At 71.8% G+C, this 23,534-nt stretch carries 13 protein-coding genes and 2 pseudogenes; 5 read left to right on the top strand and 10 right to left on the bottom strand.

The window, feature by feature from the left end; all coding sequences use genetic code 11:
- Window positions 1-66: 66 nt before the first annotated feature.
- The 5 genes from ACWDZ7_RS35930 to ACWDZ7_RS35910 are packed head-to-tail and all read right to left on the bottom strand — an operon-like array spanning window position 67 to window position 16,397.
- Window positions 67-999, bottom strand: a complete 933-nt coding sequence (locus tag ACWDZ7_RS35930) for a phosphotransferase (protein ID WP_451802946.1) — start codon at window positions 997-999, stop codon at window positions 67-69.
- Entirely contained in the window at window positions 996-2,408 is a 1,413-nt protein-coding gene (locus ACWDZ7_RS35925) for a condensation domain-containing protein (RefSeq protein WP_451802945.1), read from the bottom strand. Before ACWDZ7_RS35925 ends, ACWDZ7_RS35930 begins: the two co-directional genes overlap by 4 nt.
- Window positions 2,405-7,912 carry an amino acid adenylation domain-containing protein gene (locus ACWDZ7_RS35920; RefSeq protein ID WP_451802944.1) on the bottom strand — a complete coding sequence of 1,836 codons (5,508 nt, stop codon included), beginning with the start codon at window positions 7,910-7,912 and terminating at the stop codon, window positions 2,405-2,407. Before ACWDZ7_RS35920 ends, ACWDZ7_RS35925 begins: the two co-directional genes overlap by 4 nt.
- Entirely contained in the window at window positions 7,909-12,117 is a 4,209-nt protein-coding gene (locus ACWDZ7_RS35915; protein WP_451802943.1) for an amino acid adenylation domain-containing protein, read from the bottom strand. Before ACWDZ7_RS35915 ends, ACWDZ7_RS35920 begins: the two co-directional genes overlap by 4 nt.
- Window positions 12,114-16,397, bottom strand: a complete 4,284-nt coding sequence (locus ACWDZ7_RS35910) for an FkbM family methyltransferase (protein ID WP_451802942.1) — start codon at window positions 16,395-16,397, stop codon at window positions 12,114-12,116. The genes ACWDZ7_RS35915 and ACWDZ7_RS35910 overlap by 4 nt, the downstream gene beginning before the upstream one ends.
- 739 nt (window positions 16,398-17,136) lie before the next feature.
- On the opposite strand from ACWDZ7_RS35910, the gene ACWDZ7_RS35905 reads away from it, so the two are divergent.
- Window positions 17,137-18,477, top strand: coding sequence for a transcriptional regulator (locus ACWDZ7_RS35905; RefSeq protein ID WP_451802941.1), 1,341 nt, complete (start codon window positions 17,137-17,139; stop codon window positions 18,475-18,477).
- 165 nt (window positions 18,478-18,642) lie between these two features.
- Window positions 18,643-19,239 (top strand): hypothetical protein, encoded by a 597-nt coding sequence (locus ACWDZ7_RS35900; RefSeq protein ID WP_451802940.1) that lies wholly within the window; start codon window positions 18,643-18,645, stop codon window positions 19,237-19,239.
- 188 nt (window positions 19,240-19,427) lie between these two features.
- Here ACWDZ7_RS35900 and ACWDZ7_RS35895 read toward each other — a convergent pair.
- The 5 genes and pseudogenes from ACWDZ7_RS35895 to ACWDZ7_RS35875 form a co-directional block, all read right to left on the bottom strand.
- Window positions 19,428-19,760: pseudogene (locus tag ACWDZ7_RS35895) on the bottom strand (transposase); the annotation flags it as partial.
- 67 nt (window positions 19,761-19,827) lie between these two features.
- Window positions 19,828-19,974 (bottom strand): hypothetical protein, encoded by a 147-nt coding sequence (locus ACWDZ7_RS35890; protein ID WP_451802967.1) that lies wholly within the window; start codon window positions 19,972-19,974, stop codon window positions 19,828-19,830.
- A 97-nt stretch (window positions 19,975-20,071) separates the two neighbouring features.
- Window positions 20,072-20,209, bottom strand: a pseudogene (locus tag ACWDZ7_RS35885) (restriction endonuclease); the annotation flags it as partial.
- A gap of 26 nt (window positions 20,210-20,235) precedes the next feature.
- Window positions 20,236-20,424 carry a hypothetical protein gene (locus tag ACWDZ7_RS35880; protein WP_451802939.1) on the bottom strand — a complete coding sequence of 63 codons (189 nt, stop codon included), beginning with the start codon at window positions 20,422-20,424 and terminating at the stop codon, window positions 20,236-20,238.
- Window positions 20,421-20,678, bottom strand: coding sequence for a hypothetical protein (locus tag ACWDZ7_RS35875; RefSeq protein ID WP_451802938.1), 258 nt, complete (start codon window positions 20,676-20,678; stop codon window positions 20,421-20,423). Before ACWDZ7_RS35875 ends, ACWDZ7_RS35880 begins: the two co-directional genes overlap by 4 nt.
- A 397-nt stretch (window positions 20,679-21,075) precedes the next feature.
- On the opposite strand from ACWDZ7_RS35875, the gene ACWDZ7_RS35870 reads away from it, so the two are divergent.
- From ACWDZ7_RS35870 to ACWDZ7_RS35860, 3 genes are all read left to right on the top strand, one after another.
- Complete coding sequence (locus ACWDZ7_RS35870) at window positions 21,076-21,432, top strand: hypothetical protein (RefSeq protein WP_451802937.1); 357 nt, start codon at window positions 21,076-21,078, stop codon at window positions 21,430-21,432.
- 419 nt (window positions 21,433-21,851) lie between these two features.
- The gene (locus tag ACWDZ7_RS35865; RefSeq protein ID WP_451802936.1) at window positions 21,852-22,199 is read left to right on the top strand and encodes a helix-turn-helix transcriptional regulator; all 348 of its coding nucleotides are present in this window, start codon (window positions 21,852-21,854) and stop codon (window positions 22,197-22,199) included.
- A gap of 2 nt (window positions 22,200-22,201) precedes the next feature.
- Window positions 22,202-23,479, top strand: coding sequence for a tyrosine-type recombinase/integrase (locus tag ACWDZ7_RS35860; protein ID WP_451802935.1), 1,278 nt, complete (start codon window positions 22,202-22,204; stop codon window positions 23,477-23,479).
- Window positions 23,480-23,534: the final 55 nt, after the last annotated feature.

Genomic DNA, 23,534 nt, shown 5'->3' with positions numbered 1-23,534 from the left:
GGTTCGCTCTCTGCAGGGTCGGGGCGCACCCCGGCGGGGCGCGTGGGGTGAGGTGGTCGGCCGGGTTCACAGCTGAAGCTGCGTCCAGTGGTCGGCCAGGGATGCGGCCAGGTGGTGCATGGCGGCGGCCGAGCGCCCGGCGGGCAGGCGGCGGTGCTCCTGCTGCCAGCGGTGGCGGCGCAGCGCGACAAGGACGGCCGCGTAGAGGGCCGCGTCGCGCACCAGATCACCGTTCAGGGCGGTTCCGCTGCCCCGCTCGTAGCCGGCCAACAGGTGGCGGGCTCGGCGCGGAGAGAAGACGCGTCGGCAGCAGAGGCCGAGCAGCGCCATCCCCACGTCGAGGTGGGGCAGGTCCAGGGAGCCGTCCTCCCAGTCGAGGAAGACCAGGCTCCGGCCTCGGCCGCGGACGACGATGTTGTCCGGGAACAGGTCACCGTGGACCGGGACGAGGGGGCCGTCGTGCTCGGGGACGTGGCCGACGCTCCGCCAGGTGGAGCGCGCCCATCGGCCGAACGCGCTGTCAGGCAGCAAGGCCAGGGTGGCGGCGTCGTCCTCGCCGAGGCGCAGGTGCGGGCGCAGCGCACTGTCGAAGCCGGCCGCCGCCGTGCGGTGCACCCGTCCGAGGAGGAGCCCGGCCTCGTCGACGAGGCGGGCCGGCAGCCGGGCGGGGCTGCGTCCGTCGACGAAGTCGCAGACGATGACTGGCCGACTGCCGAACTGGGTGACCCAGCCACCGCCCCGCAGCGTCCGAAGCCGTGGCGCGGGGGCGCCGGTGAGCTCCAGGCGCCGCAGGAAGCGGGCGTACTCCTGGGCCTGCTCGAGCGTCTTCTTGTTCAGCACGGTCACCACGACCGTGCCGCTGGCCGTCTGCGCCTTGAGGTGGGTGTTCTCCATACCGCCCGACAGCGGCCGAGCCCGTCGCAGCGTCAGGCCGTACGCGTCGAGCAGCCCGGCGGCAGCGTGCCAGGTCAGCCGCACGCCGGCCTGGGCGGTGTTCACCGGGCCTCCGACGTCGCCCGGGGAAGGGCGGCGGTGATGTCGACGACGGTGGTGTGGGGGTTGATGACGGCGCGAAGCGCCTGGTCGAGGCCGGTGAGCGTGGCTCCGATGCCGGGCCGGGTGGCGGTCTCGGTTCGCCAAGTCAGCGTTCCAGCCAGCTGGCCGGCGTGCGCGTCCAGAACCCAGCGCTGGTCGATGCTGGTCGGCGCGCGGCGGGGGCCGATCTGCTCCAGGTCGATGTCCTGGCAGTGCAGGCCGTCCAGGGTCAGCGAGGTGGTGCGCATCGTGTTGAGCGCGAGCGTCACCCGGTACAGCGAGCCCGCTCCGAGGGCGCCGGTGTCGCGCAGGGCCTGGTAGAGGTCCTGGATGGGCAGGGCCTGGTGTTCGATGGCCTCGGTGACGGCGGCGTTCGCCTTCGCTACCAATTGCCCGGCGGTCATCGTCGGGTCGATGCGCAGCCGGATCACGGCGGTGTTCACGAAGTAGCCGATCAGGTGCTCGGCCCCGGGCCGGGCCCGGTTGGAGATCATCATGCCGATCCGCACGTCCCGCTCGCCACCGAAGTGGTGCAGGACCAGGGCGAGCGCGGCGAGGAACGGTCCGGCCACGCCACCGCGCTGCGCACTGGTGGCCGCGGTCGCGCGCAGGCTCCGGACGAGGTCGGCGGGCACGAGGACGGGCTCGACGTCCACCGGGCTCAGTCCGTCAGCCGGTGGTTCGGCCGGGTGGCCGGGAAGTGGCGTGGCGAGTCGGCGGAGCCAGTAGGCGAGCTGGCGCTGTTCCTCGGGGCCGCCGCGCTCGACGTGCATCTGTCGGCTGTGGGCGGTGAAGGTGCGGGGAATCGCGGGCAGGCCCGCGTCCCGCCCGGTGCGGGCGGTGTTGTAGAGCTCGGACAGGTCGCGGTAGAGGACGCCGATGGACCAGCCGTCGCTGACGGCATGGTGGATCTGCAGCAGCAGGACGTGCCGTTCCTGGTCCAGGCGCAGTAGGTGGACGCGGAACAGGGGGTCGTGGCGGGGGTCGACCAGGTGGGCCGGGGCGTGCTGGAGCAGTTCCTCTGCCGTGGGGACCTCCTGCCCGGCCGGGAGGTCGAGCGTGTCGTGGGTCATCGGGGCCGGGGCGTGGCCGGTGACGAGTTGCACGGGCGTGCCGTCGGCCCGGCGGCGGAAGCTGGTGCGCAGCGCGGACTGCCGGGCGACCAGCGCGGTGACGGCGCTCCGAAGTGCGGCGGTGTCCAGGGGGCCGTCGATGCGGATGGCGGCGGTGTCGATCGGGCGCAGCCGGGTCGGGGTGCCCGGGGCGGGCCAGGAGCCGTCGGGCAGGGCGAACTCGGCGTCGAACAGGCGCTCCTGGCCGGGCGAGAGCGGCGCGATGTCGGTGACGACCAGGGGTGCGGTGGCGGTGGTCATGCGGGCTCTCCCTCGGTGGCGGGGTGGTCGGGGACGCCTCCGAGGAGGGTGTGCAGCAGCACGAGGCGCTCGCCGTCGGGCAGCAGCCAGCGGATGCGGTCGAAGTCGACGCCGTGCACCGGTGCCAGCCCCAGGCCTGCCTCGGTGGCGGTGTGGCACAGCAGCTGGCCCATGTAGCCGGCGTTCAGCAGGGCGAGGGGCTCGGCGTCGCAGCCGTACAGCGGGGCGGAGTCGGAGGGGTCGGTCGCCAGGAACACGGTGAATGCCGCGGTGTTGGCCAGCGGCCGGTTGGCCGGGCCGAGGTGAATGCCGGGGTCGAGATCGATGTCCGGGGCGTGAGGGGTGAGGTCGTGGGCGTCGGGGTGGTAGCCGTACAGGCCGCCGGGCAGGTCCTGGACGCGGCCGGGCCGTACGTGGAGGTGGACCTGGACGGCGTACAGGCCGCCGGCCGAGGGGTAGAGGAAGGCAGGCCGGCCGCCTGTGTCGGTGCGGCGCAGGCTCTCCAGCAGGGCGGCGAGTGCGTTCAGGGTGACCGGGCGGGGGTCGAAAGTGCGCGGGGTGCGGCGCCGGGCCCGGATGTCCAGGCGGCCGGGCTCCCGTTCCGGGAGGGTGCGGGAGGCGGGGGCCGGGCCGTGGGCGGGCCGGGTGGCTCGGAAGGCGGCCCGCTCGGTGGGGTCGGTCAGCTGCGGCCAGCCGGACCAGACGCCCGGCGCGGTCGGCACCGGGTCGTCGGCGGGCGCGTTGGCGTGCTGGAGGAGGGTGCGCAAGGTCGGGACGGCGTAGAACGCCTTCAGGTCGGGGCGCTGTCCGGTGTGCTGCTCGATGGCGTTGGCCAGGCGGATCACATCGACGGAGGTGATTCCGAAGGCGAGCAGGTCATTGTCCAGCCCGGCCCGGCCGGGCACGATCGCTGCCAGCGCCGCCCGCGCCTTCTCCTCCAGGCTGGCGTCGTGGCGAGTAGTCCCGGCGGCGTGCTGTGGTGCGGAGTGGTCGAGATCGGCGGCGAGGCGCTCGAGCGCGCCGCGGTCGACCTTGCTGGTGGCGCTCAGCGGCAGCTCGGGCAGGATGGTGAACAAGGCCGGGAGCATGTGGGCGGGCAGGCGGCGGGCGAGGTCGGCGCGCACCGTGTCCAGCGGCCGGGCGGTGACGGCGAAGGCGGCCAGGCGCCGGTCGGTGCGCTCCCCGGTGGTGACGACGGCGGCCTGCTCGACTCCGGGGACAGCGCGCAGCGCCGTCTCGACCTCGCGCAGCTCGACGCGGTAGCCGCGGATCTTGACCTGGGCGTCGCGGCGGCCGAGGAACTCCAGGGTGCCGTCGGGGCGCAGCCGCCCCCAGTCGCCGGTGCGGTACAGCCTGCGGCCGGTACGGCCGTCGAAGACGAATGCGGCCTCGGTCAGCTCCGGGGCCTGCCAGTAGCCCAGCGCGGTGCCGTGGCCGCTGATGTACAGCTGGCCGGGGACGTGCGCGGGACACGGCGCAAGCTGGTCGTCGAGGACCTGGACGTTCTGCCCGGTCATCGCGATGCCGTACGGGATGCTCGACCAGGCAAGGTCGACGTCGCCGATCTCGTGGAGGATCGACCAGATCGAGCCCTCGGTGGCGCCGCCGAGGCTGACGATGCGGCACTTGGGGGCGCGCTCGCGCAGCCGCCCGGGCAAGTTCAGGGGGATCCAGTCGCCGGAGAGCAGGCACACCCGCAGGCCCTCCAGCACCGTGTCGCCCCGGGGCAGGGAGTCCAGGAGCAGGTCCATGAGTACCGGCACCGAGTTCCACACGGTGACGTGCTCGGCGCGGGCCAGGGCGGTCCAGGCGGCGGGGTCGAGGCGCTGGTCGCGGGTGGGCACCACCAGGGTGGCGCCGGCCGCGAGGGTGCCGAACAGGTCCCAGACGGCGAGGTCGAACGTGGCCGGGGACACCGCCAGCACCGCGTCCGTCGCACCGATGCCGAAGCGCTCGTTGACGTCGAGGACCGTGTTGAGCGCGCCCAGGTGGGAGATCATGACGCCCTTGGGGCGCCCGGTGGATCCCGAGGTGTAGATCACGTACGCGAGGTCGTCGGCGGTGCGCTGTCGCTGTGTTTGGTCGGCCGTTGGGCCGGTGGTGGGGGTGGGGTCGTCGGTGAGGAGGACGGTCAGGTCGGCGGGCAGGCGGGTGCGGTCCCGGGTCTTCTGCTCGGTGACGACAACCGTGGAGCCGGTGGCGGCCAGCAGTTCGTGGAGGCGTTCGGCGGGCCAGGCCGGGTCCAGTGGCACGTAGGCGTATCCGGCGAACAGGACGCCCAGGGTGGCGGCTGCCTGCTCGCGGCCGGGCTGGCACAGCACGGCGACGAGTTCCCCGGCGGGGTCGGCAGCGGTGATCCGGTGCGTGATCTGTCGGGCCGTGTCGGCGAGTTCACCGTAGGTGCTGCGCTCGCCGTCGCACACGATCGCGGTGCGTTGCGGGTTGCGGTGGGCCTGGTCGAAAAACGGCTCGTGCAGGAGCCGGTCGCCGCCGAGCGGCGCGGCGAGCTCGGGCGCCGGGGCAGCTGCGCACAGGCGGGGGCGCTCCGGGGCGCCGGGGTCGTCGATCAGGGTGCGCAGCTGGGCTTCGTGGTTCTCCAGCATCGCCTGAACCAGGCCGTCGGGCAGGCGGCCGTCGACGGTGTCGAAGTTGATCACGAGTCCGCTGGCCACTTGGTAGGTCTGGTAGTCGACCAGGACCTGCGGGGTCTGGCCGATCCCGAAGCTGATGGTGCCGGGAAACGGGGTGGCCGGCTCGGCGCCGGGCACCTCCAGGTCCAGGGTGCTGGTGAACACGACGGGCGCGACGGCTCCGGTACGGCCCCGTCCCTGCTGGAGGTCCCGCAGGACCTCGACTCCGCTGTAGCGGGCGTGGTCGAGGTCGGCCCACAGCTGGCGCTGCAGCGCGCGCACCCGGCCGGCGAATGTCGGCGCGACGCCCAGGTCGATGCCGGTCAGGGCGGTGGAGGTGAAGTCGCCGACGATCTGGTTGATCTGCGGGTGGACACCGGGCCGGTGATAGATGGTGGTGTTGACCAGGAAGGTGCTGCTGTTGGTGAAGACCCCCAGGGTCTCGGCGAAGACGGCCATCAGCAGCGCGGACAGGGTCGCGCCGTGCGTGGCGGCGACGTGGCGCAGCGCGGCGAGGTCGTCGGTGGGCAGGCACAGCTGCAGCCGGGAGAACCGCGGCCCGTCGACCGGGTCGGCGGGTTCGGGCAGGAGCGGCAGCGCGGGCGGCTCGGGCAGCGCTGGGAGCTTGGCCCGCCAGTAGGCGCGGTCGCGCTCGTAGCGCGGACCGGCGGTCAGGGCGGGCAGGTGGGCCACGTAGTCGGCGAAGGTCACCTCGAGTGCGGGCAGTTCGGCAGCGGGGTTTTCGTAGAGGGCCCGGGCCTCGCGGTAGAGGATCTGCCAGCTCAGTGCGTCGCCGATGAGCAGGTCGAAGCTGAGGAACAGGCGGGTGGCGCCGCCGGGCAGCAGGGCCGCCTCCACGGTGAACAGCGGCCAGGTGCTGGTGTCGCGGCGCGGGTGGGCCAGGCGCTCGCGCATCCCGGCGAGCTCCGCCTCGGCGTCGGCGTCGGTGCGCAGGTCGGTGGTGTGGATTCGGTAGGGCGGGACGTCGGTCAGGATTTGCTGGCGGCCGTCGGCGGTGGTGACCGCACGCAGCATCGGGTGCCGGGCGATCAGGGCCCGCCACACGGCGGCCAAGCGCTCCAGGTCGACCTCGGGCAGGTCGGCCTCGGTGTAGAGGTGGGAGTCGACGCCGCCGAGGTCGAAGTCGGTGCTGCGCCCGGTCCAGTAGGCCTGCTGGATGCCGGTCAGCGCGAACGGCTCCGCAGTGCCTGCGGGCGGGGCGGGGGTGAGCGGCGGCAGTGGGTCGAGGGCGGGGGTGTCGTTGTTGAGGAGGTGGCGCACCCGGGTGGCCAGCGCGCTGGGAGTGCCGGTGGTGAGCAGGTCGCCGAGGGTGAGGTCGATGCCGAGAGCGGTCCGCAGTCGGGTCGCGAGCCGCAGCGCGAGCAGCGAGTGTCCGCCTGCGGCCAGGAAGTCGTCGTCGGCGCGGACCGGCTGGCCGAGGACGTCGGCGAAGGCGTCGGCCAGCACTCGTACCAGCAGGTCGCCGTCGCCGGCCGCCCGGCCGTACGCCGGGCGGCTCTCCGTCGCCTCCGTCGTGGACGGGCGGGGTTGGAAAGGAGTGAGGCCGCGGGCGGCTGCGGCGAGGTCGGCGACCGTAGCCGCTGGCCCGCCGGCGAGCTTGCGGAGCATCGCGTGCAGGGCGTCCAGTGCGGCGCGTGCGTCGTCGTCGCCCACGCGGGTGCGGTCGTTGACCAGGCGCAGCCGCAGTCCGTCGAAGGTCTCGACGACCAGGGCGAGCGGGTGGCGGGTGCGTCCGCCCTCGGACCGGGTCCCCGCCCTCTCCAGCACCAGGTCGCAGAGGGGGTCGCTGTCGCTGGTGTGCGGGTAGTTGGCGATTGACACCACGCTGTCGTAGAGCGTCCCGCCCGGTGCGAGTGCGGCCCAGGCGTACAGATCCGCGGTGGAGCAGATGCTGTTCGCCTCCGCCTGGACCAGCAGGTCCTGGATGCCGCCCACCCAGTCGCCGGTGTCGCCCGCCGGGGCGGGCAGCCGGATCGGGAGGGTCGTTGCGACGGGCCCGATCAGGTCGGCGACGCCGGGGGAGGCGCCGGTGCGCCCGGAGACGGTGACCCCGATGGCGAGGTCGTGGCGGTCGTGCTGCCGGGCGGCGATCAGGCCCCAGCAGGAGATCAGCACGGCCGCCGCCGTGGTGCCGTGCGTGCGGGCGAAGCCGTCCAGGTCCTCGGTGGTGGTCGTGTCCACGGCGAGGCGGTGCTGCCCGTGACGCTCCTGGTCCGGAAGCGGCAGATGCTCGGCGACCGCGGGCAGCGGCTGGTAGCCGGCCAGGTGCCCCGCCCAGTACGCCTGCTGTCGGCTCCGGTCCTGGTCGGCGAGCCAGCCCGCGTACGCGCCGAACTCCGTCCGTTCCGGCGGGATGTGGCCGGCGTAGCGCTGCAGGAGTTCGTTGACGAGGGCGAGGTGTGACCAGCCGTCCAGCACGCCGTGGTGGTGGGTCCACACCAGGCGGTGCCGCTCGCCGTCGAGGTGCTGGACGGCCAGGCGCAGCAGCGGCGGCCGCGTCAGGTCGAACGGCTGGGCCCGCTCGGCGCGCAGCAGCTCCTCCAGGTCGGCCTGCTGGCTGGCGCTGTCGTGGCCACGGCTGTCCACGACGCCGATCGTGCTCTCGCCCCGGGTGAGGACGACCTGCTGCGGGTCGGCGGCCAGGTCCCAGGCGAGGCCGGTCCGCAGGATCTCGTGGCCGTCGATCATTCCCGCGAAGGCGCGCTCCAGCCGGGCCATGTCGAGCGGCCCGCGCAGGGGGAGGACAGCCTGCTCGACGAACAGGGCGTCGCCGGGGGCAGCGAGCGTGCCGAGGAGGAAGCCCTGCTGTGCGGGGGTGGCGGGGTGGACTGCGGCGATCGTGCGGTCGGTCATGACCGTCCTCCCTCGAACGTGGCGGTGATCCGGCTCAGGTCGGCGGCCGAGAGCCCAGCCGGCCCGACGGGGGTCTGCGGGCGGACGGTGAGCGTGTCGGCAGCGTGGCGGGCGAAGGCGTCGGCGAGCCGGGTGACGGTGGCGGCAGGGATGAACGCCTCGTCGAAGCGCCACCTGACCTCGACCGTGTCCGGACCGGTCCACACGACGGCCTCCAGACCGAACAGCGGGCTGGCGGCGGCGTCCGGAAGGTCCGGCTCCTCGCCGGAGGGGAGGTCGCCGAGGTAGTTCAGCGCGATGGCCGGCAGCGCTCCGCTTCGGCCCTGGGATTCCTCGACCTGGTGGTGCAGGACGGCGGCCAGCGCCGCCGGGTCACCCTGCAGATGCTGCTCGGCTCGCAGCGGCCGGAAGTCGGTGAACCAGCCCACGGCGGCTACCAGGTCCAGCCCGGGACGGTCGCGGCCGTGAAGCTCGGCGCACAGCGCGGCCGGCAGGTCCGGGCGCACCTCGGCGAGCGCACCCAGCACGGCGGCCCCCAGGACGGCAAGTGCCCAGCGCGGAGCGGCCTGCCGTGCATCGGCCAGGTAGCGGCGGGAGTCCGCGCCCAGCCGGGAGACGGTGGTACGGCACGCGCCCGGGCCGCCGGACCCGGGCCAGGAAGGGAAGGGTGTGGCGGGACGGCCGTCTTGGTCCCGCAGCCACGCCGCGTACCCATCGCCTCGCCGTTGCGCCGCCGCGGCCGGGCTGGCGTAGGCGTGCCACAGCTCCTGGTTCAGGCTCTGCAGGGAGACGACGTCGGCGACGAGGTGGTGGACGATCCACACCAGGCGGTCCGCTTGGCCGGCGGCCCGGACCAGGCACAGGCCCACCAGCGGTCCGGCGAGGTCGATCCCGTTCTCCACCTGCTCCATGGCGTCTGCGACGGCCTGCTCGCGGGAGGCGTCCGGGACGCCGTCCAGGTCGAGGACGTGCACCGGCACCGGCACCGGGCCGGGCTCGCACAGCCGGGCCGTCCACCGGCCGCCGGTGTAGGTGAACGACGTCCGCAGCGCGTCGTGTCCGGCGACGGCTGCGGCGAGCGCCCGTTCGAGGCGCCCGGCGTCGACCGGTGCGGGAGCCTCGGCGCTCCACCGCACGGTCCACCGCTCCGGCCGGGTCAGTCCGCGCGCGAGGAAGCCGGCCTGGTGGGGCGTCAGTGGCACCGGGCCCGGCTCCACCGCGTCCCGCGCACCGGCCGGGCGTACGGCGGCCGCGATCCGGTGAAGGGTCCGCCGCTGAAGGATGTCGTGAACCGTCAGCTCCCGGCCCGCCCGCTGCGCCCGGCCGGCCAGCAGGACGGCCTTGATGGAGTCGCCGCCCTCGGCGAAGAAGTTGGCGTCCGGGCTGCTGGGCGGCGTACCGAGGACCTCGTTCCACAGCGCGGCGACCACGGCGAGCTGCGGGTCGGCCGCGTCCAGCGCCTCCCCCGCCGCTGCGGGCGCGGGGCGTTCGGCCAGAGCCCGGCGGTCGACCTTGCCGTTGCCGCGCAGCGGCAACTGGTCGAGGACCTCGTACCGGTCGGGGCGGGCGTAGAACGGCAGCCGGTCGGCCGTGAGCGCGGTGGCGGCCTCGGGCAGGGCGGCCGGATCGGCGCCGGGGGCGGGGACGAGGAACGCGGCGAGCACTGGCGTGCCCCGGGTGGCGGTGACGGCGGCCGCGGTGATGCCGGAGTGACCGGTCAGGACCGCTTCGATCTCGCCGGGCTCGATGCGGTAGCCGTGGACCTTGAGCTGGTCGTCGCCGCGGCCGAGCATCACCAGCTGCCCGCCGGGGCCGAGGACGGCGAGGTCGCCGGTCCGGTAGGAGCGGACGCCGGTGTGCGGGTCGGTGGTGAAGCGGGCATCGGTCTCGGCGGGCAGGCCCAGGTAGCCGGCCGCGACACTGGGCCCGGTGACGATGAGCTCCCCGGCGGTGCCGGGCAGGGCGAGGCGGCCGTCCGGCGTACGCAGCTCGATCGTCGTGGACCGGATCGGCGTGCCGATGGGCACCGGGTCGGCCGCCGGGTGCTCGCCCAGGCGCAGGGTGTGGGCGCAGCAGCCAACGGCGGCCTCGGTGGGCCCGTACTCGTTGGTGACGAGCAGGCCGGGCGCGTTCAGGAGGTCCAGGGTGGCGGCGGTCAGCCGCTCGCCGCCGACGACCAGGTGCCGGGTGGCCTGGGTGATCTGGTCGCCGGTCAGGAGAGTGGCGAGCAGGCGCAGGCCGCCGGGGGTGATCTTCAGCGGACTCAGATCGTGGACCCGGGTAAGGGCTTTGGCCAGGTCCTTGGGTTCGTCGGAGGGCAGCAGGGTGGCGGCCTGCCCGGTCAGCAGAGGCAGGAACAGGCTGGTGATGGTCATGTCGACGCTGATCGACGAGTGCACGAGGGTGCCGCTGCCGTCCGCGGTGCCGTAGTGGCGCGAGGCCCAGCCGAGGTAGTTCATCAGCGCCGTGTGGGTGATGGGGACGCCCTTGGGCCGGCCGGTCGAGCCGGAGGTGTAGATCACGTACACGTCTGTCTCCGGCCATGCCTCGGTCGATTCGGGTCCGGCCGCGGGGGAGCCGTGCGGCAGCGCGTCGATCCGCAGCACAGGCGTGCGGACAGTCGGCGGGGGTGCACTGGTGCCGTGAAGGTCGGTGACGAGCAGTCGCGGGCTGGCGTCGGCGAGCAGATCGGCCACCCTGCCGGCCGGCAGGGCCGGGTCGATCGGCACGAACGCGGCGCCGCGGCGGGCGACGGCCAGCAGCACGGCCAGCAGCGGCACCCGGCGGCTCATGCACACGGCCACCCGGTCCCCGGCGGCCACGCCCCGGTCGGCCAGCGTCCGGGCGAGCACGGCGCTCGCGTGAGCCAGCTCGTGATAGGTGACCTCCTGGTCGTCGTCTCGAGCGGCGCACGCGGCCGGAGTGAGCTCGGCTTGAACGCCGAACGCCTCCACCAGGGTGGAGGGCACCGCCGTGCCGGTACCCGGCTGGTCTGCGCCGACCAGGCGGCTACCGGAGGCGAGCGGGTCCAGGATTCGCCCGGCTGCGGCCTGGGCCGGGATGTCGAGGTGGTCCGGCAGGCCGGCGCACAGGGCGGCCAGCCAGGTGGCCAGGCGCTGGGCGCTCTCCTGGGTGACTGCGGCGCTGTCCGCGTCCAGGGCTAGGCGCAGCCGGCCAGCCGTGTGCAGGGAGTGCAGGTCGAGGCGGACGTGGTCGGTCGCGGCCTGCACCGCTTCGACGGTGACGGCCGGGCTCGGACCGAAGTTGAGCCCGGGCGCCTCCACGTGCCGGAACCCGACCGTGAACTGGCCGCCCGGCCGCTGGTGGGTGAAGAAGTCGCCGAATTGGGCGGCGAGCGCGATCTCGCGGTGGCAGCTCCGGACGGCATCCGGGAGCGATCCGGCGGCGTCCGGGCGCACCGGCACGGGGACGCAGCGGCCCAGCAGGCCGATCGTGTCCGGCAGCTGCTCCACCGGTCCGGGGACGAACAGGCCCATCGCCGCGTCCTTGCCGGGCGCGATCCGGTGCAGCAGCAGCCGCCACACCGTCGCCACCACGGGGTCCACGCCGACGTGGAGGTCTCGGGCGAGACGGATGAGCCGGTCCGAGGTCGCGTCGTCCAGCGGCACGGGAAGGTGCAGGCGCTGGGCGGGGGCGGCGGTGCGCATCACCAGGGCGCGGGCCAGTTCCTCGGCCGCCGTGTCCAGTCGGAGGCTCTGCCAGTGCTCGCGGCCGGCGGCGGCGCCTGGGTCGGTGAGCAGGCCGGCGAGGAAGGCGTCGACCGTCCGCGGGTTCGGGCCCCCCGCCCTGGCCGCTGTCCCGCTGTTGTAGCTGGCGGCGATGGCCGCTGCGGCACGCAGCAGGCCGGTGGTGTCCACCGCGCCGAGCGCTGGGCTCAGGCAGAGGGTGTGGCTGTCGTCGGCGAGGCGGGCGAGCCGGACCGGCGGCTGGGCCCCGACGGCGGAGGCGAGGTGACGGCGCAGCGCGGGGTGTTCGCGCATGGTGTGCTCGGCGGCCGCGCGGAGCCGGTCGGTGTCCAGCGGCCCGGTCAGCCGCAGTTCGAGGAGCGGCGGGCTGAAGGCGGCTTCGCGGTGGGCGGCCAGGTGGTGGTGCTGCGGTGCGGACGGTGCGAGGGCCGGGCCGTCGGCGGCGTCGATCTGCCACACGGTGGCGGCAGTGGCGGGTCGGGGGTTCGTGGTGGTCACCGGGATTCGCCGTCCTCTCGCAGATGGGCCACTCGGGCGCGGACCAGGTCGTGCACGGTGGCGGTGCCGGGCCGCAGGAGGTCCCGCAGCCGCTGCAGGGGCAGTTCGGGCAGGGCGCAGAGCGCGGCCAGGACGAGCGGGTACGCCTCGGCCAGCCACAGCGGATCCACGGGGTGGCGGGCGTGGGCGTCGAATCGCAGCAGCACGCTGGCGCCGTCAGCGTGCTCTTGGACATCGAGCATCAGCGGGTACGGCACCGGCCACAGCGCCGGTTCACTGCCCGTCACGGAGCAGCCCTCGAGCCGCAGCGGATGCGCGGCAGGCGTCTGGAGGGTGAAGAGCGTGTCGAACAGCGCGCCGGCGCCATCGGCGATCAGCCCGAAGGGCACCTCGGCGTGGCTCAGCGCCTCGGCCGCGGCCGTGACGGCCGCCTCCAGGTGCCTGCTGGCGGTGGCGGACCAGTCGACGCGGGCCGGGACGGGGACGAGGTTGGCGAAGAAGCCGACCGTGTCGGCGAACGCCTCCTCGCTGCGGCCTGCGACCGGGCAGCCTGTGACCACCGCGTCCGTGCCGGCCGCGGCCGCGAGCAGGACCTGCCAGGCGGCGAGGTGGACGGAGACCGGGGTGACGGCCCGGGTCCGCGCCGCAGCCCGGACCGCGGCCACCAGGTCGGCGTCCAGGGCGAAGCGAAGGTGGCGCGGCTCGGCGGGCAGGCCGGAGGAGGTGCTCCAGGGACGGGCGGCCGCCCGGGCGAGAGCGGCGCGCACCGCGGCCGCGCCCTGATCGAACACGGCGCTCTCGTGCCTCCGGGCGGCTGCGGCACTGTACTGGGCGAACGTCGCACCACCCGGAGTACCGGCCAGGGCCTGCGGATCGGTGTACACGGCGCCCAGGTCGCGCTGGAGGATGTCGAGGGACCAGCCGTCGGCGGCGCTGTGGTGCAGCATCAGCAGCAGCTCGTGATCGTCGGGGCCCAGGCGCAGCACGGCCGCGCGCAGCAGCACGTCTCGGCCGACGTCGAACACCGTCTGGAAGAACCGACGGGCCAGCAGGTCCGACCGGTCGGCCCGCTCGTTCGTCGGCAGGCTCGACACGTTGTGGACCTCGATGTCGACGTCCTCGGTGGTCAGCCGCCGCTGCACCAGCGTCCCGCCGTCGTCGACCAGAACGGTGCGCAGAGCCGGGTGGCGGGCGACGACCGCCGCCATCGCCGACCGCAGCCGGCCAAGGTCCAGCGGGCCGACGACCCGGTACGCCAGCGGGATGACCTGGGCGTTTCCTCGGCCTCCGACCGCCTCCGCCGCCCAGATGCGCTGTTGCCCGAGCGACGCCGGTCCGGCCTCCGCGTCCGCCAGCAGCTCGATGGCCGACCTCCTCGCGGCGCCCGCCTGGCGGGCCGCCCCGCGGACCGTCGGCTGCGCCAGGAGCTCGTGGACCGCCAGGTCCACACCGTGGCGGCGAAGGCGCGCGCAGATCACGGCGGCGGTCAGCGAGTCACCGCCCATGGTGAACAGGTCGTCGTGGACACCGATCGGCGCGGCCTTGAGCGTCTCCTCCCACACCGCCGCGATCATGCGCTCCGTCTCGGTCTCGGGCGCGACGTAGGGGGTGGTCGACGCCGTCTCGCTGGGGCGCTGGTAGGCATCAGCGGCCAACACGGCGGCCTGCTGGGAGACGGGCCAGCGCACCCTCGACGCCGCACCCGCGGCCTGGCCCTCACAGGCCACCGGAGTCGCGGCGGCCCGCGGCGCGGTGACCAGCCGCCAGTCCAGGGCCGCGGCGGCCGCAGCGTCCATCAGATCGGGCGCTCCCGGGAGTCCGAAGCGGGCCTGGGCTGCGGCAGCGAACTCCAGGGCCGGCCGGTTACGGGGCCCGGGCACGCCGGTGAGCGCGATGCCGTTCAGGCCGAGAGCGCCAGCCCGCCCGGCGAGCTCCCGCAGGACGTACCACTCGACGCTGCGTCCCAGCGCGCGGCAGCTGATGAAGAAGTCCTTCACCCGCAGCACCCGGCCGTCGGCCTCGGCCGACACGAAGCCGACGAGCCCGTAGTCGCCGAAGCGGTCGCACACCCGGACCGAGAGCGCCATCCCGGCACCGGCGAGCGCCTGCCGGACCGTTCCGGACGTGTGGCGGCGCAGCGCCAGGTTGAACTGAGTGGTGCGGGCCGCGAGCTGCGCGATCCGCTCCACCTCCTCCTCGCGCGCGGGGGACACCTTCACCCGCAGATCCAGCTGCTCCAGGTACTCGGCGGTCGTCGCCGTCTGCGCGGCAGCCCGCCGGCGCTGGGCCTCCACCGCGATCAGGGCCGTCCGCGCACGGTCTTCAACGGTCCCGGTGCCTTCCAGCGCCAGCTGCCACGTCCCGTGCAGCGCGGCGGCGAACGCCTCCGGGTAAGCCGGCAGGTCCACGACCGTGATCCCCGGGTGAGCGATGGCCACCTCGGCCCGCTCGGCCGCGCTGTCGTCGACGAAGACCAGCGACTGCACCGTGAAGCCGAGCTCCTCGGCGATCTCGACGACGGCGACGGACTTCGTCCCCCAGCCCGCCCGGACCACCGAGAAGTCCCCCAGGGCCAACGGCATATCCGGGTGGGCAGCGAACACCGCCTCCACGTCGGCTAGGTTGTTGCGCGAGCACAGGCACAGCACCCGGCCGGCCGTCAACTGCTCGCGCAGCGCCTTCTGCACCTGCCGGTAGGGTCCGGCGACGTCCACGTTCTCGGGTCCGACCTCCCCGCACACCCCGCCCCACAGCGTGTTGTCTCCGTCCACGACCACGGCCTTGGTCACCGGCCGCTGATCGGCGGTCATCCGGCGCAGCACCGCCTCCGCCCACGCCAGCACCACGTCCCGCTCCCCGGCCGTGCCCGCTGCTCCCACAGGCGGCGGTTCGGCCCAGGTCAGGCCGTGGGCCTCCACGGCCTGACGGGCGGTCCGCGTCTCGGCGGGCATCGCGCCGGGCGGCACCGTCACGAACAGCGGCAGGGCCGACGTCTGCGCCCAGCGTTCGGCCGCGGCGATCTGGCGCTCCATCCACTGGGCCTTGGCGCGCGAGGCATCGGGCCGAAGACCGTACAGCATGAAGATCTCGGAGCCGGCGAATAGCGGATCCTGGTCGACGACCGTCTCGAAGCCCCGGCCCTGGAGGAGGTTCCGAAGCCTCTCCACCCGGCCGTCCAGGTCGTGAACCTCGGCGACGACCTGGACGATGAGGGGCCAGTGCTCGTCGTCGATCCCGGCGAGGACGTCCTCTTCCGCGCGCTCAGCATCGACCTTCAACAGGTCGATTCGGCCCACGGCGCTGCGGCGGATCCAGTCCGACAGCCGGATCACCGGGACCTCGAGCTCCTGCCGGTCGGCCGTCCGCGCCCGGGCCGTCGGGGCCAGGGCCCTGGCGGCGACCGCCCGCAGCTCGGCTGTGAGTCCGGGAAGCGCCTCGGCCTGGTGACGGGCGTACTCCCCCATGATCTGCTGATCGCCCTGGGCGTCGGCGTAGAAGCCGGACTGTAGCGACGACTGCGGGTAGAAGGTGAGCGCACGGACGCCGGCACTCGCTCCGGCGGCAGCGCAGGTCACCGTGCCGACGACCCCGTACAGGCGCATGTTCGCCTCTAGGGCCCGGGCCACGACGGGGACGGGCTCGAAGGCGTGCATGATGACTTTGTCCGCTTGAGCGGCGGCGAACAGCGCGAACATCCCGATGTTGGCGCCGACGTCGACAACGACGTCGCCGTCGCACAGCTGCACCCCGTGCCGCAGGTACTGGTTGCGGGTGACGATCTCGTCGTAGAGCTCGCGCGTTTCGTTCGCGTTCGACTCCACGACCGGGCGGCCGTCCCGCAGTGCGCCCAGCTGAGCTGCCAGCCCGTTCGTGCCGTCCGGCCTTTCCGTGAGCCTCGGCTGGGGGAGGCTGCCGAGCCCCTGCTGGAGGACGACGAGGTTCGCTCCCCACGCCGCCGGCTGGAGGTGGCCGTTCGTCGGCGCCGGCGCCTCGGTCTCCTCGGCCTCGACGCGGTGTGCCGCGACGGACAGCCCGACGGCGTGGCCCCAGCTGCACAGGGCCGCGGTCATCTCCGAGAATCCCGCGCCTCCGAGTACTCGGACCTCGAAGGCCAGCGGTCTTATGTAGTCGGCGGCCTGTTCCGCTGTCAGGTCCGGCGCGGTGGCCAGGGCGTGCGACACGGTCTCGACCCGTTCGGTGAGCGCCCGCAGGACGTCTTCGTCGCAGGCGCCGGGCAGGGAGCTGAAGGTCCACGCCCATCCCTCCGGGACGGTGCGCACTGAGCAGGTGAGGGGGGCCAGCGGCGCGGGCGAAACCGACCCGGTTGCCGAGAAGTCGAAGGCCGGGAGGACGGCGGATTCAACAAGGCGCCGGAGGGCCGCAAGCCCGCCGGAGTCGGCGTTCACCGACATCGGTGAGCCGGACGTCCACTGTGCGGAGAGCTGACGGATCGAGGCCGGCGGAAGCACACGGAGGGACTCGACCCTTAGGGGCTCACCAGCATTCGTGGTCCCGCACGCCACACGCAGGTCTTGGGCGCCGGTGCAGACCGCCAGGACGACCGCGAAGACCGTCCGCGCGAGCAGGCCGGCCTCGATGCCGTCCGCCGCCTCTGCGAACCCGGCGGGCAGTCGGGTGAGGGAGGAAGCCGTTGCCCGACTCGGTCCCGCGCAGGGGGGCGCACCATCCGGGCGCGAGCGCGGCTGTGCAGGGTCGACCCACTCTGTCCCTGGATAGACCATTCTTCCCCCTGTCGACGTGCACTTCACGAATCCCACATCCCGTTCGGCGCATCTGGCAGCCAGACCGTCAGGGCCGACGTCCGACTGGCAGCGCGCTGAGGACGAACCGGCTGTCCGTCCTCAAGCACACCTCCGGCGGGGGGAAGCGGGAAGTGCGCCGGCGTCATCTCGCGTGGCCTCGCGGTCATCCAGCGGTCATCCACCCCGCGAAGGGTCTCCCGCGTGCGGCCCTGTCCGGAGACACTTGGACGGCCGTCCAGCAGCGGAGGGGGCACCGTTGAGCGAAGTCGGGGATCGGCTCGAATACCTCGTCGCGCACCACGGGGGAAAAGCGGAGGCGTTCCTGAAACGCGTCGCGGCACGTCATCAACGTCTCGGGTTCGGCAATCTCGCAGCCAACAAGCAGAAGCTCCATCGCTGGAAGACCGGTACCCGGCCGGACAGGCCCACCCAATTCGCGCTCGCTGATCTCCTCAGCTTCCCCCAACACGAAGTGGTGGAGCTCGGCTGGCCGACCTGGCTGCATCTCGCAGTTCCCGATGCCCTGCTCGCGCCGCACCGCGCGACCCCGATTGCGCTGAAGGCCCCACGAAAGGCCGGTGACTCCGTGGAACGCCGCCGCTTCATGATCACAGCCGCCGCGAGCGGCATGGCCCTCGCCCTCGCACCCGTCGTCCCCGCCACAGCCAGCACCGGCCGACGAGTGGGCGATGGCCTCGCCGCCCTTCACGAACAGCGCCTGATCGCCCTACGACACCTCGACGACAAGGTCGGCTCAGGCCACGCCTACAACGCCGCCGTCAACGAGTTCGACATGATCGCCGGAGCGTTGCGCACCACGTACTACAGCGAGGCAACCGGTCGGCGTCTGCTCGCCGCTGCCGCCGATGCCCAGCGGGCGGCCGGCTGGACCGCGTACGACAGCGGGCACCCGGACCTCGCGGAGGGGCACTTCGCAGACGCGGCCGAAGACGCACTCGAATCCCAGGATCCGGAAGTTCTCGCAACGACCCTCTCCTTCTGGGCCATCAAGCTGTACTCGACCGGCGAGCCCTTGGAAGCCGCTTCGCTGGTGGAAGCTGCGAAAGTTCACGGCCGGGCTACCAGATCCGCCCGGATGCTCGCGATGCTCCATGCCCGGGCTTGTCGGGCCCACGCGCGCGCGGGCGACCGGCGGGCATCCGACCGGGAAGCGAACGCCGCACTGGATGCCTACAGCCACGCCACTCCACTCGCCGACGATCTTTCGTCGTTGTACTGGGTCAACCTCGGAGAGATCTACCAGCTCCTCGGCAGCTCAGCGCTCAACCTCGGGCGCCCGGCCCTGGCTCTGGACCACTTCCAGCATGCCGCCACCACTGGCCTGGCCGAGCTCCAAGAGAGCTACGACGGCGACTCCTTCCCCCGCGGGGCCGCCATCTACGAGGCACGCACCGCCGCAGCACACCTCGAGCTCGACGCCATCGAACAAGCCGTAGCCATGGCTCACCTCGCCGTCGAGCACATGGGCGGAGTGAATTCCGCCCGCGGAAGCACCGCGTTGGCCGATCTCCGAACGAAGCTACGGGCGTACCGAGGCGTTCCCGACGTCAGAGACTTCCTCGAATTCACCGTGTGATGGCCCTCGTACTTGTGGTTCACAGAGCAGCGAAGCGTCGGCGCACGACCACACCCACCGCTTTCGGATGCCAAGTCATCCAGGCCGTCCACGATCTTGAACGCGCGACGGGGGCCCGCGAGGCCCTGGGCGACGCAGCCTGACAACGTCGTCGACAATCACCCCATGGATGTCACCGAGCTGCTCAAATCGGCTTCCCTTCTGGTCCCGGGAGAGATCGCTACCGAAAACGACGTCACAGTGCGAGACGTCTGGGACTACCTCGCCCACGACGAATGGGAGACCGCCCTGAGCCTGCTGGAGGCGCTGGGAGACGGGCATCCACTGCCCTTGTCGTTTTGGGAGCAGTTGGCTGAGGCAGCTGAGCAACTCCGTCTTGAGCGGAGCGCAGCTTGGTGCCACTGGCGGTGTTCTGAGATTCGAAACGGGATGGTCCGGGCGGTTCTGACACTTCGTCCAGCCGCAGAAGCGCGACGCAGGACACCAATCGTTGGCCACGGGGTTTTGCGGCCCATGTGGGACATCGGGAACCTCTCACCCGCTGGGCGTGCTTCGGTGAGCATTGCCGGGCTCTGGGTCGAGGACATGCCCTTTCTGGAGCCCGGCGGCCGGGCCACTGTTCGCCTCGTGCCTCTCACGCCGTCTCACTGGAAGCACGTCGAAACCGGGCAAGAGATCAGCATGCATGAGGACCGGACCGTGGCCGGCACCGCAGTCGTGCTGGAGGTTCATCTTCCTGCCACCACCATGCCCACGAGCTGACGTCGACTGTCCCAGACCTCTCACTGGCGCAGATAATCACCAGGGGCCAGGGGGAAGGCCGCTGACGGAACAGGTACTGACCTGGCTCATCACCTCGCAGGGGCGACAGCCATCACGGTCGATGCCTAGGGGCATGTTGAGGATGCCGATGGCACCGACGCCTTCATCCCGCCGGGCGAGAGCCCGGTGAAGCCCGCTTCCTTCCCGCGGACCGCCAGAGCGGCGGCCAGCTGAGGTTTCGTGCGGAAGGCCGGATCGGACCGGGCGCGGGCGAAGTGGTGGGCGGGGGTGTAGGGAGTGGCGTGCAGCGGGTAGTACACGCGGCCGTCGGTCCACACTGTGGTCACCGTGACGATGCCGTTGTCGGTCTTGCCCAGCCGGCCCAGCCACTGCCGGCCCACGTTGGCGGTGGCCGTGCCGTCCTTACGGTCCCCGCAGTCGTCGATCACGATCACTCCGGCGTCGTGCGGGGCCGTCGCCGATTGCTCACGCAGCAGTTCAAGCCGCCGGTCGTTGGGTAGGCGGAGTTCGAGTTCGCTGTGAGATGCCTCGACGCTCGGAGGTAGCCGGAGACAGTGGATGGGTGGGTCACTGCGTCGAGTTCTCTATGCCGAGGACGTTATACAAGTGCTGGCCGTGCGCCCACTTCTTCAGCTCGGGGCGGCCCATGAGGATGAGCTGGTGATGCTGCGCGAAGTCGACCGCAGGCCGGGTGAAGCCGTTGAGTCCGATCATGATCGGGAGATCGGCTCCACGGTGGAGGCGGGCCGTTCCCGTTGAATTTCTGCACATTCCCTGAGCCGACCGGATTCTGATACTGCTTGCACTGCAAGACCAGGAGCCGGCCGTCGTCGTCGCGGGCGGTGACGTCCACGCCGAGATCTCCGGCACCTCCGACCCGTCGCGTGCCACGGAAACCGTCACGAGCCAGGAGGTCGGCGCACGCCTGCTCGAAGCCCGTCGCGCTCATCGCGGCCAGTTGCTTCATTTTGAAGGTCAGCACATCTGGATCCACCGCCTCGCGCGAGGGGGCGCTGGAGGCGTAGTCCTCGTCCTGATCGCGTCGAGACGGATCAGCTTGCAGAAGCGACGGTGCTCGTCCATCTCGCCGACCAGGGGAGCAAGCAGGTGCGGGACGGACGGGCGCAGCAGGGCGGCGTACTCCTGGCCGCCGCGGAAGATCACGTCAGCGTCGAACAGTCCACGACCGGCAGCGTTGGACAACCGGAGAGGGCGGCAGCGAGCTGATCGCGCAGCTCCGAACGCTGACGTTGGATACGGACCCAAGAGTCCGCGAATTCCACACGACGCTGTGGAAGGACGCCGCCGCCCAGCACGAGCAGCACTCCGCCCTCCGAACCGCCGGACGAACCCCCGCCACAGAGCGCGATCACGTCGACCCCAAAGGTCACTCCACGGCGCGCCATGCCCACCAGCATGCGTCCGAGGCTCACATGCATGGCGAGCTACATAGATTCAGGAGCCAAGGGATTCAACAGGAGACCGATAGCCATCGACAAGACAAGCGAGTTGCGACCAACCTCGAAAGACAGAAGACTTGGTTGACGAGTCTACACACCAGTCACTAGTCTTTCAGAGTGAGCTTCGATAGGCGAACTGGAGCGCCACCCATGAGGACTTGACACACACCAGGAACCAACTCGACATCATCGCTGCCGCACAGCGTCGGCAGGGCCGCAGCTTCAGGGTGCACTCCGCGCTTACACGCAAGGACCAGCCGTCTGCGAGTTCGTACAAGTTCCTGCGCTCGCTTCATGTGCGGGTGCTTACCAGCTGACGAAGCACCCAACCAGCCCGAGACGGAAGAGAGGTGCCATGACTAGTCCGGAGGCAAACCGGACCGGTGCCGAGCGCAAGGCCATAATCGAGGCAGCCATTCAGGCCCTTGAGCAGGGCGAGGTGATGCTCACCTCATGGGAAGCGGCCCGCGCCATCGGCTGCGGCGAGAGATGGCTTCGAGATGGGGCCAACCATCGCGGCTTCCCTCACCACCGCTTCGGCAAATTCCTGCGGTTCAGCGTCCAGGACTGCCGCGAAATCCGGGACATTCACCGTGAGATGACCCGGCCGTCGGCACTGGCCAAGGTCCGCCGCCGCAAGGCCATTCCACGTAAGCCCACTGGCAGCGGCCCGGCTACGCCAGCCACCGTAGGGTCCAAGCCCGCCGCGTGAGGCGACCCCTAATGGTACGCCGCGACCGACAGCCTCACCCCGACTTGCTTCTCCCGGACGATGGAGCGCATAGGTCAGCTGGCTCCGCCAGACCCGCCCTGACGTGAGAAAACTCCCGGACTTTTTCCTGACGATGCCGTTCACGGTCATGCGGCCTGCCGAGCTCCACAGTCTGTGCCGCGAGTTCGGCCACCCGAACTGGCCAGCCTCAAACCCCGACCTTGAGCGGCGGAAAGAAGCCCTGGAGCGCTACGGGCCAACGGCACTGACCGCGTTGTGCGCCCAGTGGCAGTTCCAACGCGAGTCCGGCAAGGGACCGGTGAAGTTCGCCCACTAGAGCGTTGGAAGCGACGACTAAATCACCTAAACCGAATGACACGGCTTGAAATCCATTCTATTGATCCGTCAAGGGGACATCTATGTACGCGTCGGTATCCACCCCGGGACCTGACCATGGCCGAAAGGATCGGTATCCCGTCCGCGCAGGTGATCGACTGAGCATTCCGATCGTCCCCGACGCGTGGCTGACCGCCAAGGACGTCGCCGAGCTTCTCGGGGTCTCCCAGAAGACGCTCCAGAAGTGGCGCACTGCCCGGAAGGGGCCGCGGTTCCACCGCCTTGGCGCCGTCGGTGGACGTGTCCGCTATGCCGCAGCCGACGTCTCCGCCTTCCAGGAGGGAACGCAGGTGACTGTCGCGACCGAGGGCAGCGGGAGAAATGAGAGTCCGTTCGCCGGACGTTTGAAGCGTCCGCGACCAAAAGGATGAGCATGGCCAACGCATGGGTTGAAGACCTCTGGCACAAGAGGAACGGCAAGCCGAACGAGTACTGCCGCCGACACAAAGGGGCCAAGCGCTACCGCAGTGCGGCCCACGGAGCTGGCGCGCAATGGCAGGTTCGCGGCTACGACAACCAGGGCGACGCACTGCCCAAGGAGAACTGGGAGTCGTACGACGAGGCGGAGAACCGAGCCCGGGAACTAACTACGGATGTCATCTCAGGCAGGCTCCGGCAACAGCAGCGAGGTGAGATCACGCTGAAGCAGTACTTCGAGACGGTGTGGTGGCCGAGCGTCGAGATCATGCCGGGCACCCGGCAGAGGACCGAGCAACGGGTGCGGTCGTGCATCCTGCCGTACCTCGGCGACGTACCGTTGGCCGACATCGGCACCGAGGAGCTGAACAAGTGGAAGGTGGCGCTGCGCGAACAGGTCGCGTCCGGGACCGTCCGTACCGCGTGGCAGAACCTGTCAAAGATCCTCCAGGCCGCCTTCGAGGGTCAGCGGATCTCGTTCAACCCATGCCGGGGGCTTGATTCGGCGAGGCCGCCGAAGAGGCCGGCGACCAACAAGGAAGCATGGCCGCCGTCGGTCTACCGGGACGTACGGGTGGCGCTGCACCGCCGATACCGAGTGCTGGCCGACCTCGGAGTGGCGGCCGGGCTGCGGCCCGGGGAGGCGTTCGCGTGGAGCCCGGACGATCTTCGGGACGGCTGGCTCTACGTTGACCGGCAGCTCCAGAGCATCGGCGCAGAGCACTGGTTCAAGCTGCCGAAGGGGGACAAGGTCCGGCGTCTACCGGTGGCGCCGGAGCTGGAAAAGGCGATCACCGCCCACATGGAGGAATTCCCGCCCATGGCGGTGACGCTCCCCTGGGTGGACGCGAGCGAGCCGAACATGCCCTGGGAGAACCGGCCACTGGTCACGGTACGGCTGCTGATCACGACGGCGTACGGCAACTCGATCACGCACAACATCTTCCGCACCGACAACTGGAACCCGGCGCTGGAGGAGGCCGGGCTGGTGGAGCGGCTCTACCGCGAGGACGGGTCTCAGCGCGACGCGTGGAAGGGGACGGGCCCGTACACGTTCCACGCCCTTCGGCACACCTACGCCTCGGTCCAGCTCGGCGCGGGCGAGACTCCGGTGACGGTCGCGGAGTACATGGGTGACACGGTGGAGACCGTGCTGGAGACCTACACCCACTTCATTCCGGACGCGGGTGGGCGGGGGCTGGAGGCCATGGGGTCCTTCATGACGGCGCCATGATCTTGTCTCAACTGATCGCGGAAGGTGTGGTGGCGGCTCCGGTTGTGCCAGGCTA

It is taken from the genome of Streptomyces sp. NPDC003032, assembly GCF_053591415.1.
The sequence above is the reverse complement of the archived record's forward strand: the minus strand, read 5'-3'. Positions and strand labels throughout refer to the sequence as shown.

Coding starts and splice junctions, on each gene's coding strand:
- ACWDZ7_RS35925 (WP_451802945.1), bottom strand. CDS start 2,408: ATGACCACCGCCACCGCACCCCTGGTCGTCACCGACATCGCGCCGCTC.
- ACWDZ7_RS35920 (WP_451802944.1), bottom strand. CDS start 7,912: ATGACCGACCGCACGATCGCCGCAGTCCACCCCGCCACCCCCGCACAG.
- ACWDZ7_RS35900 (WP_451802940.1), top strand. CDS start 18,643: ATGGATGTCACCGAGCTGCTCAAATCGGCTTCCCTTCTGGTCCCGGGA.
- ACWDZ7_RS35890 (WP_451802967.1), bottom strand. CDS start 19,974: ATGATCGGACTCAACGGCTTCACCCGGCCTGCGGTCGACTTCGCGCAG.
- ACWDZ7_RS35875 (WP_451802938.1), bottom strand. CDS start 20,678: ATGCTGGTGGGCATGGCGCGCCGTGGAGTGACCTTTGGGGTCGACGTG.
- ACWDZ7_RS35870 (WP_451802937.1), top strand. CDS start 21,076: ATGACTAGTCCGGAGGCAAACCGGACCGGTGCCGAGCGCAAGGCCATA.
- ACWDZ7_RS35865 (WP_451802936.1), top strand. CDS start 21,852: ATGTACGCGTCGGTATCCACCCCGGGACCTGACCATGGCCGAAAGGAT.
- ACWDZ7_RS35860 (WP_451802935.1), top strand. CDS start 22,202: ATGGCCAACGCATGGGTTGAAGACCTCTGGCACAAGAGGAACGGCAAG.